At 36.6% G+C, this 14,462-nt stretch carries 14 protein-coding genes; 1 reads left to right on the top strand and 13 read right to left on the bottom strand.

Going from position 1 to position 14,462, the window contains the following annotated elements; translation table 11 throughout:
- Positions 1 to 2 precede the first annotated feature (2 nt).
- From BG05_RS10075 to BG05_RS10045, 7 genes are all read right to left on the bottom strand, one after another.
- On the bottom strand, positions 3 to 950 hold the full coding sequence (locus BG05_RS10075; protein WP_033734258.1) for an ABC transporter substrate-binding protein: 948 nt from the start codon (positions 948 to 950) through the stop codon (positions 3 to 5).
- Between the two features lie 147 nt (positions 951 to 1,097).
- The gene (locus BG05_RS10070; RefSeq protein WP_002034123.1) at positions 1,098 to 1,334 is read right to left on the bottom strand and encodes a YrhC family protein; all 237 of its coding nucleotides are present in this window, start codon (positions 1,332 to 1,334) and stop codon (positions 1,098 to 1,100) included.
- A 126-nt stretch (positions 1,335 to 1,460) separates the two neighbouring features.
- Positions 1,461 to 4,064, bottom strand: a complete 2,604-nt coding sequence (adhE, locus tag BG05_RS10065) for a bifunctional acetaldehyde-CoA/alcohol dehydrogenase (RefSeq protein ID WP_003191538.1) — start codon at positions 4,062 to 4,064, stop codon at positions 1,461 to 1,463.
- Positions 4,065 to 4,324: 260 nt separating this feature from the next.
- Positions 4,325 to 5,458: a bifunctional cystathionine gamma-lyase/homocysteine desulfhydrase gene (locus BG05_RS10060; protein ID WP_003191541.1), complete on the bottom strand. Its 1,134-nt coding sequence runs from the start codon at positions 5,456 to 5,458 to the stop codon at positions 4,325 to 4,327.
- Between the two features lie 3 nt (positions 5,459 to 5,461).
- Positions 5,462 to 6,385, bottom strand: a complete 924-nt coding sequence (locus BG05_RS10055; protein ID WP_002129198.1) for an O-acetylserine dependent cystathionine beta-synthase — start codon at positions 6,383 to 6,385, stop codon at positions 5,462 to 5,464.
- Positions 6,386 to 6,467: 82 nt separating this feature from the next.
- Positions 6,468 to 7,163 carry a 5'-methylthioadenosine/S-adenosylhomocysteine nucleosidase gene (gene mtnN / locus BG05_RS10050; RefSeq protein WP_002015266.1) on the bottom strand — a complete coding sequence of 232 codons (696 nt, stop codon included), beginning with the start codon at positions 7,161 to 7,163 and terminating at the stop codon, positions 6,468 to 6,470.
- Positions 7,164 to 7,177: 14 nt separating this feature from the next.
- Positions 7,178 to 7,816 (bottom strand): class I SAM-dependent DNA methyltransferase, encoded by a 639-nt coding sequence (locus tag BG05_RS10045; RefSeq protein ID WP_002015267.1) that lies wholly within the window; start codon positions 7,814 to 7,816, stop codon positions 7,178 to 7,180.
- Between the two features lie 137 nt (positions 7,817 to 7,953).
- On the opposite strand from BG05_RS10045, the gene BG05_RS10040 reads away from it, so the two are divergent.
- The gene (locus tag BG05_RS10040) at positions 7,954 to 8,169 is read left to right on the top strand and encodes a YrzA family protein (RefSeq protein WP_002015268.1); all 216 of its coding nucleotides are present in this window, start codon (positions 7,954 to 7,956) and stop codon (positions 8,167 to 8,169) included.
- A gap of 36 nt (positions 8,170 to 8,205) precedes the next feature.
- Here the strand turns inward: BG05_RS10040 and BG05_RS10035 are convergent, their stop codons facing one another.
- The 6 genes from BG05_RS10035 to BG05_RS10010 all read right to left on the bottom strand — a co-directional run bounded on the left by BG05_RS10035 (position 8,206) and on the right by BG05_RS10010 (position 14,457).
- A complete protein-coding gene (locus BG05_RS10035) occupies positions 8,206 to 8,856 on the bottom strand; it encodes a YrrS family protein (RefSeq protein ID WP_002138429.1) in 651 nt (216 codons plus the stop codon).
- Between the two features lie 116 nt (positions 8,857 to 8,972).
- The gene (locus BG05_RS10030; protein WP_033734262.1) at positions 8,973 to 10,727 is read right to left on the bottom strand and encodes a peptidoglycan D,D-transpeptidase FtsI family protein; all 1,755 of its coding nucleotides are present in this window, start codon (positions 10,725 to 10,727) and stop codon (positions 8,973 to 8,975) included.
- Between the two features lie 92 nt (positions 10,728 to 10,819).
- Positions 10,820 to 11,296, bottom strand: coding sequence for a transcription elongation factor GreA (greA, locus tag BG05_RS10025; protein WP_078213491.1), 477 nt, complete (start codon positions 11,294 to 11,296; stop codon positions 10,820 to 10,822).
- Between the two features lie 276 nt (positions 11,297 to 11,572).
- Positions 11,573 to 12,211 carry a uridine kinase gene (gene udk, locus BG05_RS10020; RefSeq protein WP_002015274.1) on the bottom strand — a complete coding sequence of 213 codons (639 nt, stop codon included), beginning with the start codon at positions 12,209 to 12,211 and terminating at the stop codon, positions 11,573 to 11,575.
- Positions 12,212 to 12,228: 17 nt separating this feature from the next.
- Positions 12,229 to 13,509 carry a peptidase U32 family protein gene (locus tag BG05_RS10015; protein WP_002015275.1) on the bottom strand — a complete coding sequence of 427 codons (1,281 nt, stop codon included), beginning with the start codon at positions 13,507 to 13,509 and terminating at the stop codon, positions 12,229 to 12,231.
- A gap of 18 nt (positions 13,510 to 13,527) precedes the next feature.
- The gene (locus tag BG05_RS10010) at positions 13,528 to 14,457 is read right to left on the bottom strand and encodes a peptidase U32 family protein (RefSeq protein ID WP_002015276.1); all 930 of its coding nucleotides are present in this window, start codon (positions 14,455 to 14,457) and stop codon (positions 13,528 to 13,530) included.
- Between the last annotated feature and the right edge of the window lie 5 nt (positions 14,458 to 14,462).

The following is a 14,462-nucleotide window of genomic DNA, read 5'->3' as shown; positions in this document are numbered from 1 at the left end:
TATCATTTCCTTACATCTTGTATACTTTTATACATAAAGTCCATCGCTTCTGTAACTTTTGTCCCAGGATTTGATCCAAATAAATCTGGTGGTAAAATAACTACACGATTTTGTTTTACTGCATCTAAATTTTTCCATGCTTCATTTTTCATCATTTCGCCTTCAAATGCTTTTTTCACACTATTGGGATCTCCATGTGTAATTAAATAAATCACATCTGGATTTGCTTCAATAATACGTTCTACACTTAGCTGTGCATATTGCGGATACTCTTTCATTTCTGGAAAACTAGCTGCGATATTTTTCCCGCCTGTTTTTTCTAAAATATCCCCTGATAGAGATGTTGGTAATGCTGCTAGATAAGTGCCTGGTGCTCCATAAACTAGCAACGCTTTAACGTCACTCTTTTTCTCATATTTCTTCATTTGATCATTAATTTTTTGGTTAAGCTCTTTTGCTTTATCTTCTTTCTTCATTACTGTTCCATACATTTCAATACCCTTTTGAATATCTTTTACAGAGTTGGCTGAAGAAATGATTACTTTTGTTCCTTGTCCTTCGACCGTTGGAATGTTCTTTTGGAATCCATTGTTAGCAACAAGTACATCCGGTTTTAAACTAGCAATTTGCTCAAAATTCGGTTGATGTGCATTCCCGATTACTTGTGCTTTCTTTAATTCCTCTGGGAGAGTTAATTTTGTATCCAGACGACCTACTATTTTTCCACCTAAAGCATGAATAATATCCATGTCTCCCATACTCAACGTAGCAAAACTTTCAGGAACTTTATTGAATGTTATCTTTCTGTCTGAGAGATCGGTAATTTCGATTTTGTCTGTTCCTTTGTCTGTTTTTGTTGCGGATGCTTTTTCGTTTTCTTTTGCACTGCAACCTATTAATAAGAAAAAAATAGATAAGATCGCTGTGAACAGCGTAATAGATTTGTTCATTCTTTCACCTCTAATTGATAATAATAATCATTAACTACTATTCTACTTTAATTGATAAGGATTATCATTGTCAATATGAAACGCATACATTTTCTACAAAAATGAAAAAACGCTACAAAAAGATTTCTTCTTTTCGTAGCGCCCTATTTAACAATTTTCTTCATATTCGCTCTCCTCTAATTGATCACGCATCGTTCTAACACGCTTAAAGAAGAAAAAAGCAAGAACTAAAAATACAATAATACTCCCCATCATAACAAAAGACTGTACCATACTTTTTATTCCACTTGGAATTAATAAACCGATCATTAAAAATGTACTTATAGCTAAAAGTACTTGTGCAAACCGGGTATAATCTGCTATTTTTTCTTGTAATTCTTTCATCTGCTTATCACTCCCATCCTCACTTTATCACATTCTATCAAGCTTAAAGACAAGTAAATAGAACCAATCTGGGAGATGTTTTCCAAAGTAAAAAAGAGCCGCTTACTCGCGGCTCTTTTTTATCTATTATACGCCTTTATATGCTTCTATATAGATTTCTTTCAGCTCTGAAATGAGCGGTAATTTTGGATTAGCTGTTGTACATTGATCTTCAAAAGCTCTTTCTGCTAATAATCCAACAACCCCTTCAAATTGGTCTTTAGCAACTCCTTGTCCTGCAATACTCATATTTATATTTAAGCTTTTTCCAAGCTCAATAATTGCTTGGACGAGTGATTCCACACCTTCCGCTGTTGAGCTTGCTGGAAGCCCGAGCATTCTCGCAATATGTGCATAGCGTTCATCAGCCACAAAGTGCTCATATTTTGGGAACAATGCGTGTTTTCTTGGCTTAATAGCATTATAGCGAACTACGTGCGGCATAAGAATTGCATTCGCACGTCCATGCGGAATATGGAATTCCGGTCCAATTTTATGCGCTAAACTATGATTAATACCTAGGAAAGCATTTGCAAATGCCATCCCTGCGATTGCGGAAGCATTATGCATTTTTTCTCGTGCTTCTTCATCATTTCCATCTTTATATGCTCTCGGTAAATATTTAAATACGAGATCAATTGCTTTTAATGCTAAACCATCAGTATAGTCATTTGCCAGAACAGACACATACGCTTCAATTGCATGTGTTAATACGTCCATACCAGTATCTGCCGTCACATGAGGTGGTACTGTCATTACAAATTGTGGATCAACAATCGCTACATCTGGTGTTAATTCATAATCCGCAAGCGGGTATTTAATATTATTTTTCTTATCTGTAATAACCGCAAATGGCGTCACTTCTGATCCCGTCCCTGATGTTGTTGGAATGGCAACAAATTGTGCTTTATTTCCCAAGTTCGGATACTTACATGTACGTTTTCTTATCTCTAAAAACTTCTGTTTTATTCCATAGAATGTCGTTTCTGGGTGCTCATAGAATAGCCACATCCCTTTTGCTGCATCCATAGCTGAACCGCCACCAAGCGCGATAATTACATCTGGTTTAAAGCTTTTCATCATGTCCGCACCTTTAAATACAGTTTCATCTGATGGATCTGGCTCAACTTCAAAGAAAACTTCAACTTTCACATCATTTGTATGCTTACGTAAATAGTGCGTAACTGTATCTACATAACCGTGCTCAACCATCCCTGGATCCGTTACAATAAATGCACGGGAAATGTTAGGCATGTTTGCTAAATATGCTGTCGCATGTTTTTCAAAATAAATTTTGGGTGGTAATTTGAACCACTGCATATTCTTTTTTCTATTTGCCAACCTTTTTATATTTAATAAATGAGTCGCCGTTACGTTTTGGGAAACTGAGTTTTTCCCGTAGGAGCCACAACCAAGCGTAAGTGATGGAATAAATCCATTATATATATCACCAATTCCACCTTGTGATGAAGGTGCATTTACAATGAGACGGCAGGCTTTCATACGTAACCCAAATTGTTTTTGTACTTCTTTATTTGTAGAATGGATAACCGCTGAATGCCCTAGGCCACCAAGCTCTAACATTTCTTCGCAATATGTAAATCCTTCTTCTAATGAATTTGCTTTTACACAAGCTAACACTGGGCTCAGTTTCTCACGAGATAGTGGATACGCTGCTCCGATGCCTTTAATTTCAGCTACAAGCATTTTTGTATGTTCAGGTACAGTAATTCCTACTAATTCAGCAATATACTGTGCTGATTTCCCAACAATATCACTATTTACTGCACATGTATTTTCATTAATAACAAGCTTTTCTAATTTCTTTCTCTCTTCCTCTGTTACAAAATAACAATTATTTGCAATCATTTCTGCTTTAACATCATTATAGATTTCCTTATCTACAATGATGGCTTGTTCTGACGCACAAATCATACCGTTATCAAATGTTTTCGATAAAATCAAATCATTAACAGCACGTTTTACATGTGCCGATTTCTCTATATAACATGGTACATTACCTGGCCCTACACCTAGCGCGGGTTTACCAGTAGAATAAGCCGATTTCACCATACCAGCCCCTCCAGTTGCTAGAACGAGTGCGACACCATCATGGTTCATTAATTGTTTCGTTGCTTCCACAGAAGGTCTTTCAATCCATTGAATACAATGCTTTGGTGCACCAGCTTTCACTGCTGCATCATATACTGTTTTTGCCGCTGCAACGGAACAGTTTTGTGCAGAAGGATGAAATGCGAAAATAATTGGATTTCTCGTTTTTATCGCGATTAATGCTTTAAACATTGTTGTCGATGTTGGGTTCGTTACTGGCGTTACCCCAGCTACTACACCGACAGGTTCTGCGATTTCTATTATTTCTTCATGAGGATCTTCATGAATAATCCCTACCGTTTTATCTTTCTTTATACTATGCCAAATATATTCAGTGGCAAAAATATTTTTAATGCATTTATCTTCATATACGCCACGGCCCGTTTCTTCAACAGCCAACTTCGCAAGCGGCATATGTTGATCGACACCCGCAAGCGCCATTTCATGAACAATGTTGTCAATTTGCTCTTGTGTAAAACTTTCTAATGCTTGTAAAGCTTTTTGACCGTTATCTACTAACGTATCAATCATCTCTTTTACCTCTTGCATTTCATTTACAACTTTCTCTTTGACTACCATGTAAATTTCCTCCTATTCTGTTATCACGGTCTTTATAAGTCCCTATAGGTCATAACAAGTCCCGATTAGCGAAAAAAAATAGAGTTACCGTCCTACATGAATCTCATTGTTTGTGAAATATTTCACAAGTTTATTCGTGAATAACATTTCATGAATTCAATATACATGAAATCATTTCATTTGTGTATGTCTAATTTGTGAAATATTTCACAAATTAATATAATAAAAATGCACTGCTCTACATTAGCAGTGCATTTTTATTATGCTAGTGCTTGTGCCAAATCTTCAATTAAATCTTCTCCATCTTCAATACCAACAGAGATTCGAATTAATGTATCTGTAATTCCTAATTCTTTACGGCGATCTGCTGGGATTGATGCATGTGTCATTTGTGATGGAATCGAAATTAAACTTTCTACTGCTCCTAAGCTTTCAGCAAGTGTAAAGTACTGTAACTTCTCAAGTATTCTATTTAATGTTTCTTCACTATCTACATCGAATGAGATGATTGCACCAAATCCGTTCGCCTGTTCTTTTGCTAATTCATGATTTTGATGTGATTCAAGACCTGGATAATATACTTTATTTACTTTCGGATGGTTATTTAAAAACTCGGCAATCGCACGTGAATTCGTTTCATGTTCTTCCATACGAATTCCTAATGTTTTTAAACCACGAAGTAGTAAGAAGCTATCTTGTGGGCCAAGAATACCTCCTGTTGAGTTTTGTACAAAGTGAAGGTCTTCTGCTAATTGCGGGCTATTTACAACTACTAGGCCTGCAACTACGTCACTATGTCCTCCTAAATATTTCGTTGCACTATGAAGCACAATGTCTGCTCCTAAAGAAATTGGCGACTGCCAATATGGCGTCATGAATGTGTTATCAATAATTGTTAATAAATCTTTCTCTTTAGCAAGAGCAGATATTTTCTTAATATCAGTAATTTTTAGTAATGGGTTCGTTGGTGTTTCTACATAAATCGCTTTCGTATTTGGACGAATCGCTTCTACAACTTCCTCTAGGTTTGTTGTATCTACAAATGTATGCTCAATGCCGAAGCGGTTTAATACTTTTGTAATAACACGGTACGTTCCGCCATAAACATCATCTGTTAAAATGACGTGATCTCCTTTTGAGAATAGCATAATAGTTGCTGTAATAGCTGCCATCCCTGAACCAAATGCAAATCCAGCATGACCATTTTCTAAGACTGCAATCATTTCTTCTAAAGCTGCACGTGTTGGGTTGCCTGTACGTGAATATTCATATCCTTGATGCTTACCAACTGCTTCTTGTTTATACGTACTTGTTTGATAAATCGGTACGTTTACAGATCCAGTTGAAGGTTCTCCTATGCGAATACCATGAATTAATTTTGTCTTTGCTCTCATTTTTTATTCCCATCCTTTGTATATGTCTTTACTTAAATAGCGCTCACTACTATCAGGAAAAATCGTTACAATATTCGTACCTGGTGCTGCTTTCTCTGCCTCAAGTAAGCTTGCATGAAACGCTGCTCCTGAAGAGCTCCCAACGAGAAGGCCTTCTTTTTGCGCTAACTCTTTCACTCGTAAAAATGCATGTCGATCAGAAATTGTATGAATTTCATCAAAATAAGATGTTTTTAAAAATGGCGGGATGAATTCAAGACCAATCCCTTCTGTTTCATGTGAACCAGCTTTACCACCATTTAAAATAGATCCTTCTGGTTCTACAATAACCGTCTTAATATCAATGTTTTTCTCTTTTAAATAAGACGCAGTTCCCATAAACGTACCGCCAGTTCCTGCCCCTGCAACAAATATGTTAATTTCTCCATTCAATGCATCCCAAAGTTCAGGACCTAATGTTTTGAAATAAGCACGAGGGTTTGCTTCATTCGCAAACTGACTTGGAGAGTATGAATTCGGTATTTCATTTACTAATTCTTTTGCCTTTGCAATTGCGCCGGTCATTCCTTGCTCAGTCGGTGTATGCACGACCTTTGCACCTAGTGCTTTCATTATTTCTTGTTTTTCAATACTAAATTTCTCTGGTACACAAACAATAACGCGTAAATCATGTTCTAACGCTGCAAGTGCCAGTCCAATGCCGGTATTTCCAGCCGTCGGTTCAATAATTGTTCCGCCCTCTGCAACAAGCCCTTTTTCTAGCGCATCTTCAATTAATTCTCTTCCTAAACGATCCTTAACGCTTCCGCCTGGGTTGTAAAATTCAAGCTTTGCAAATAAACGGACTCCTTTCGGAAGTGAAAAACGAGTAATTTCTACGATTGGTGTATGGCCAATCAACTCATGAACTCCACGATATACATTCATCGTGTTCTCCCCCTTATTTGCCAATAAAGAAAAGGCAACTGTATGTATTTTCTTTATATGAGACAGTTGCCTTTTTGTTACATTACTTTAACTCTTCTAGTACTTTTACGATAAAGTTTGTAGAATGAAGAGCTGCTTGATCTAAAAATTGATCAAATGAAACATTTGATTCTTTACCAGCAATATCAGAAAGTGCACGAATAATAACAAACGGAACTTCATATTGGTGGCATACTTGCGCAACAGCTGCTGCTTCCATTTCTACTGCATAAAGGTCTTCAAATTTATCACGAATTGCTGCAACGCGGTTCGGATCACTCATAAATGAATCACCTGTTGCAATCATACCTTTTACAACTTGAATATTTTCTTCTGCCTGCATACATTTCTCAGCTAATGCAACTAATGCCTCATCAGCTTTAAATCCAGGTGGCATTCCTGGCACTTGACCATATTCGTAGTTAAATGCTGTTACATCTACGTCATGGTGACGAACTTCTGTTGAAATAACTACATCACCAACATTTAGAGAGTGATGGAATCCACCAGCTGAACCAGTATTAATTACTTTTTCAGGCTTATATTTTTCTAATAAAATTGTCGTTGACATCGCTGCATTTACTTTACCAATACCAGACTTTAGCAAGATTACTTCATGTCCTGCCAATAGCCCTTTCGTAAATTCACAACCTGCAACAGTTTCTGTTTCTGCTTGTTCTAGTTTGTCACGTAAAATACGTACTTCTTCTTCCATTGCTCCAATTACAGCAATTCTCAATCTAATCCCTCTTTCTATTGCTTAGTTGCCTCCATTACCCAAACGAAATGATTTAATCTCGTAAACGTTACGTGGAAGCCATTGTTTTCAAAAATAGATTGCATGATCGGAATACGTGTATAGTATTCTGTTTGCAAATCGTTTGCTAACTGATGAAAACCTCTTTGTTTTGCTACTTCGACAGTTTTATCATATGCATCTTGATCTGCAAATATCGTATCAGCAAACACTATTTTACCACCTTTGTTTAGCAATTGACTATACTTCGCAATTGCTACGTCTTTTTCTTCATCTATCAAATGATGAAATGCGTAAGTGCTCACAATAGTATCGATTGAATTTGGGACTTCAAATGAAAGAAAATCACCCTCTGTAATTGAAAACTCTTTTGGTAATTTCTCTTTTGCAATAGTACGCATTTCGCGTGACGGTTCTATACCGTAAACTGTGCGACCAGCAAGTAATAATTTATTTGTTAAATTGCCAGTACCAACACCGAATTCTAATACGTTGCCAAATGACTTGTTAACTACATCCTCTAAAATGTCCTCATAATGGGCGAAAACTTCTTTATATTGTATATCTTCGCCTTGTACAAATGAGTCGTACGTATGAGCCCATTCATCAAATAAACCATTAAATTCTGTTCCCATAAAAATTCCCCTTTTTCTTATCGGTTTTATCAGTATGATATTCTCTCTTTCTAAAAATGTCAATTGAAATGTACGTAGTATTTCCTTCTTTTCTTTGTTACACTATAGGTGATTATCATAGGAGAGGGGGCATCTTCGTGTCATTTACCTTTGAAATGTTAGAAGATAAAGTAGAATTTTTCGAGGCTGCAAACTTAGTTTCTCTAGAAAAAAAAATTAACGAACAAATTGATAATAATAAAGCACTTATGCTCGAAGTTCATCATATTTCTCACCAAATGATTATGGATCCTGAAAGCAAAAGACCTTATTATAGTGCGGTTGTTCATTTTAAATTAAAGAAATTACGCTAACTAAAAAAAGAGAGGCTCTTAAGAGCCTCTCTTTTTTTAGTTTAGAGTTTGAACGAGTACTGGTTTCCAGCCCTCATTGTCTACCCAATCAATATTCACATAATATTTTTTACCTGATTGTTTATCTTGTACGTTACCGTAAGCTTTATTCTTACCGTTATTTCCAATTCTATGGATAACTAATTGATTTACTGGAACGTCAATTGCAGCTGAAATCGCTTGATTCATCTCATTCCAATCTGCTGTACCTTTTTTAAACGTCATCGCAGGTGTTGCACCTTGCTCTGTACCTACTGGCTTCCAAGAAGATTTCGTATAAGCATCTGTTGCCTGTGACTGTGTTTTTTCAGCTGGTGCTTTCTCGTTAGCTTTCGCTTCTTCTTCAGCTTTTTTCTTTTCTTCCTCAGCCTTTTGCTTCTCTTCTTCTTCCTTCTTCTTAGCCTCTGTCTTATCTTGCTCATTCTTCTTCGGCTCTTCTTTACCTTTAGCTTTCTCAGCTTTATTCTCTTTTGTTGTTTGCTGAGCTACCTTTTTATCATTAGAAGACGCTTGCTCTTTTGTGTCAGGAACAAACAATTGATATGCTACAATAGCTACTGCTACTAATACAATAGCGATTGCAATATTTAAAACACCGTTTTGACGACGTTTTTGTTGTTTCTGTTGGAATCTAGATCCTCCTGCCATTCTTCAAACCTCCATGCAGTTTTTCATACTTGCTATTGTAACATTAAATCTAGAAAGGTTGAACATTTACAATAATATTTTCACGAAATGAAAACATTTCATAAATAATTGCAAGATTACTTTTCAATTTCTAATTGATGAATTGCCTCTACCATTTCTGCAAAAACTGGTGTGACTACATTTTCATTACTATCTGTTTCTATATCAACTACAACTAAAGCATATCTTGGGTTTTCATATGGAAAATAACCTGCAAACCAGCGATTCACCCTCTCTCCTTTTCCTGTTTGTGCCGTCCCAGATTTTCCAGCGACAGTTAGTGGCAACGAACGGAATGCGGTTCCCGTTCCTTTCTCCATCGTTACAACGGCTCTTAACAACTGTTGTAATTTTTTCATCGTTTCATAAGAAAGCTGTTTCCCATTTAATTTATGATTTTCAAATGTAAAAAAGTCGCTTCCATTTTTATACACTATTTTTTTAACGACTTTCACTTCCATCTTCTCTCCACCTCTAGCAATTGTCGCCATCATATTCGCTATAGCTAGAGGTGACACACGTACATCTTTTTGTCCGACCATCGTTTGAGCAATCGCTTTTCTACTATCTTTATTTTCTTCGCTTCCCCAAATAATAGCACTCTTTTCTTCTGGCAATTGCTCAAATTCTGGTGTATGAAATACCGAACCTTTCCAACCTACCTTCTCACGTGCTCCTAAGGCCTCTAAATACGTTTCTAACACTTCCCTATCCTTTTGCATTAGTTCACCACCTAATACGGCAAACGTTCGATTACAGCTTCTAGCAAAGCTTTCCTTAAAGTTTAATGACCCCATCATAACTTGTGGAAGATTTTCACCGTATAAATCCGTATTACAGTTAAATGTACGATTAAACCGCACCAAATTCTCATCAATTCCTGCTGCTGCAACTACTGTTTTAAAAACAGACCCCGGAAAATGAGGAATTAACATTTGATTTTCAAGTGTAGCTTTATATATCCTCCTATCATTCATCTGTAAAGAAGGCCTACTTACCATTGCTACAACTTCACTATTCTTTATGTCTAGTAATACTAACCCACCTTTTTTTATTCCGTTTTCATCTATAATCTTCTCTGCTCGTCGTTGCAACGTTTTATGTATTGTTGTTTGAATAGTAACTGGATAAAATGGATTTCCTGGTGAAGTGTATTTCGCCTGCTTCCCAAAAATCGGTTCTCCTTGTCGATCCACTTGATATAGTACTTTCGCTTCTCCATCAGTCAGTAAAAATTCATCAAATGATTGTTGTAATCCAGAAATACCAATTGGCGTTTGTTTCGAAGTTTTTTTCATTTCTCCATAACGCTTTTGAAATTCCTGTTCATTCTCTCCCACATCACCAATTAAATGATCTGCCTCTCCCATTTGCTTCAGTCGAACTTCTGCTGCTACAATACCTAAAATATCTAATTCATTTACCTTCTTCATCTGCTCGAGCGTTAATTGAAATGGGGTATTCTCCCTTCGTAATATAAATGCTTGATTCTTATTTTTCATTTGCAGTCTTATCTCTTGTCTCGACACACCAATGATATGCGCAATTTTCTCTAACATGTCATTTTTTATTTGTAAAAATGGAAAAACAATTAAGACTGGATATTTCTCTTCACCAATTTCCTTACCATTTCGATCTGTAAAATGCCCTCTTCCATTATCTACTGTAAGTGATTGTGTTCGTTGCGTAACACTTTTTTCAATCAGATTGATATTTCGGTCAGTAAATGATTCCGTATCTATAATCTGTATTTGGATTAAACGACAAAGTAATAAAAAAATCACACCCATAAAACAAATTAAAACAATTATAATTCTCCGTTTCATTTTCATAAAAAACACCTCGTCTATTGTAGTTTAGACGAGGTGTTTCACCTTTTATACAAATAAAAAATCACTCGTTTTTACACGAGTGATTTTTTACGTTATTTTACAGAGATAATCTCTACTTGCATTTCTCCACCTGGTGTTTGGATTGCTACCTTCTCACCAATTTGCTTACCTAATAAGCTTTTTGCGATTGGAGAATCGTTAGAAATTCTCCCTTCAAATGGATCGGCTTCTGCGCTACCTACGATTATGTACGCTTCTTCGTCTCCACCTGGTAACTCTTTAAATATTACTGTTTTACCTAATGTTACAACTGTAGACTCTTCACCATTGTCTTCAATGATAACCGCATTACGAATCATGTTTTCAAGTTGTGTAATACGTCCTTCTACGAATGCTTGCTCATCTTTCGCTGCATCGTACTCAGAGTTCTCAGAAAGATCTCCGAAGCTACGTGCGATCTTAATACGCTCTACAACTTCTTTACGTCTTACTGTTTTTAATTGTTCAACTTCGTTCTCTAGTTTTTGCTTACCCTCTTGCGTCATAGGGTATGTTTTTTCTGTTGCCATGTTTTCCACTCCTTTTATATACCAATCCCCCGAAAAAAAGAGGAGTTCCATATGAAAACTCCTCCGCTTATATAGCGGAGGTTTCTAGCACACGTAGCACTAGTGGAGTTGTCACATACAACCCCTTATTCTCCAATTCTTCCTTATATAAAGAAGGTATGTATGGAAAGTTGATATAAATATGCCCTCACCTATTGGTAGGTGAGGTTTCATGTTTCATTGTATTCGATAAGAAGGGAAAAAATCCCTTCCTATCGTATATCTTTTACTATGCTATTACAAATTTACTTTTTGTTCAAGAATTGTTGCAATTTTTGTAACCATAATATCAATTGCAACATGGTTTTGTCCACCTTCAGGGATAATAATATCCGCGAATTTCTTAGAAGGCTCAATAAATTGATTATGCATTGGACGTACAACGTTTACGTATTGGTCGATAACTGAATCCATTGTACGACCGCGCTCTTCAATATCGCGCTGCATGCGGCGTAAAATACGAAGGTCTGCATCTGTATCAACGAACACCTTAATATCCATTAACTCACAAAGACGTGGGTCTTCTAAAATAAGAATTCCTTCTAAAATGATTACATCTTTCGGCTCAACTGGAATAATTTTTTCTGAACGCGTATGCAATGTATAGTCATATATAGGCTTTTCCACTTGCTCATATGCAAGCAACTGCTGCAAATGGTCAATTAACAAATCATTATCAAACGCTAACGGATGATCGTAATTTGTTTTTAAACGTTCTTCCATTGGTAAATGGCTTTGATCTTTGTAATAATAATCTTGCTCCAAGATTAAAATGGAATGACCTTTAAAATGGTCAAAAATCGCTTTCGTTACACTTGTTTTTCCTGATCCTGAACCACCAGCGATTCCAATTACAACAGGCTTATTCGTCCCCATTCGACTACCACTCTTTCTTATTGAAGTATGTTTTTGCGCATCATATTATTCACATACACTGGTTGATCCACTTTGAATTTCACGATTTGCAACGGATGTCTCGCTGCATCTAATTCGTTTCCATCCTCATCCCAAATTTTCTCCACCGTCTGCGTAAAGTTTTCTATTTCTGGCCCAAAGAACTCCACTTCATGTCCTGGTTTGAAGTGATTACGTTGCTCAAGCGTTACGATGCCCGTTTCTTCATTATAATCTAACACTAAACCAGCAAAATCATACGTTGTTTTCTTACTATGATTTCCAAACATTTGCTCTTGATGTCCTGGAACCCCTTCAAAGAATGCAGGAGCTGTATCACGATTTGCACATTTATCAAGTTCATCTAACCATTCTTGTTTAAACTCAAAGTTATCCGGATCCGCACAATACGCATCAATTACTTTACGATATACAGTTGCTACAGTCGCTACGTAATGGATAGATTTCATACGTCCTTCAACTTTTAAGCTATCAATTCCAATTTCAATCATTTTCGGAATTGATAAGATTAAATTTAAATCTTTTGGGCTCATCGCAAAGTGAGCATCTTCTTCTTGGAATAGAGGAAGCTCTTTTGCATCTTTATGTTGTGATACCGTTTGAACTAAATCATAATCCCAGCGGCAAGATTGACAACAACCACCACGGTTAGAGTCACGCGCTGTCATATGGTTACTTAATGTACATCTCCCTGAATACGCGATACACATTGCACCATGGACGAATGCTTCAATTTCAACATCAACTTTTTCTTTAATTTCTTTCATTTCTTCATAGCTTGCTTCACGAGCTAATACAAGACGATGTAAACCTTCTTCTTTCCAATACTGTGCTGCTTTCCAGTTGGATAGTGATTGTTGTGTACTTAAATGCACCTCAACAGAAGGCGCCACACGTTTACATGTCTCAATAATAAGCGGATCGGCAACGATAATTCCCGTTACGCCAGCTTTTTCAATCCCTTTTAAATATTCCTCTAGCCCATCCATATTTTCATTATGTGCAAAAATATTTGTTGTTACGTATATTTTTGCTCCATATTTCTTTGCAAATTCAACGCCTTCTGCCATGTCTTCCAGCGTAAAGTTACCTGCATTAGAACGAAGACCAAATTCTTGTCCACCTAAATATACAGCATCTGCCCCATAATGGATAGCTACTTTTAATTTTTCTAAGTTACCCGCAGGGATTAACAGTTCAGGTTTTTTCACAATAACGCGTTTGCCATCGATCACTCGTGAAATTTCTTGTACAGTCATTTCCTACACCCTCCTCGTTTAGTAAACCGTTTCTTTAAAGAAGAATCCTGTATCTAACGGACGATTTACCGGTTGTATTTCTTCTATCTCTTTAAATAAATCATCTTTCACGTCATAATACGCATCACGATCTTCTACACATAAATCAATCGCCTTACGATATTTCTTCGTTACCTCAATAATGTACTCAGAACTTTTTAGGACACCATCAATTTTTAAGCTATCGACTTCAGCATCGATTAGTTCCTCTAACTCATCGATGAAACAAATATCATTCGGACTCATAATGTGAGTACCATTTTCATCTTCATAAATTGGATATTTGTTATTACGTTCCGGGTCGTATAAGAACATATTCTCTTCATACTTTTTCTTTTCGATGTCGAGATTACGCCCTTGATACTCAAAGTAGTTTCCTACTAGTGAACGCTTCGATTGGAACATGCAAGTCATACCGTGAATTTGTACTTCAAGTTCCACTTCAGCATTTTCTTTTAATTCAGCAATTTCATCTAAGCTAAGCTCACGAGCTAATACAGCGCGTTTCGCTCCTCTTTGCCCCCAATAGTTACAAGTAAACCAGTTTGTTGCTGTCGTTTCTGTATTCCAGTGAAGTTGCATATTTGGTGCAACTTCACGAACAGCCATTAATACCGCTGGATCTCCGAAAACAATCGCATCTACATTTACCTCATTTAAAAAGGCAACATAGTCCGTTAATTCTTCTACTTTATCATTGTGGAACATCGCATTCATTGCAACGTATACTTTCACACCATTTTCATGCGCAATGTTTACAGCTTGTTTCACATCTTCACGTGAAAACTCTCCTGCCAAACGTAAACCAAACTTTTGTTCACCAACCATTACTGCATCTGCCCCTGCTTTCGCAAGAGGTTCAATATCCGCCACCGCTCTAGGCGTTACTAACAATTCAGGTTTCTTCATACTTT

This window comes from Bacillus mycoides, from assembly GCF_000832605.1.
Taxonomy (GTDB): domain Bacteria; phylum Bacillota; class Bacilli; order Bacillales; family Bacillaceae_G; genus Bacillus_A; species Bacillus_A mycoides.
Note: the sequence above shows the minus strand (reverse complement) of the source record. Positions and strands in the feature narration are given on the sequence as shown.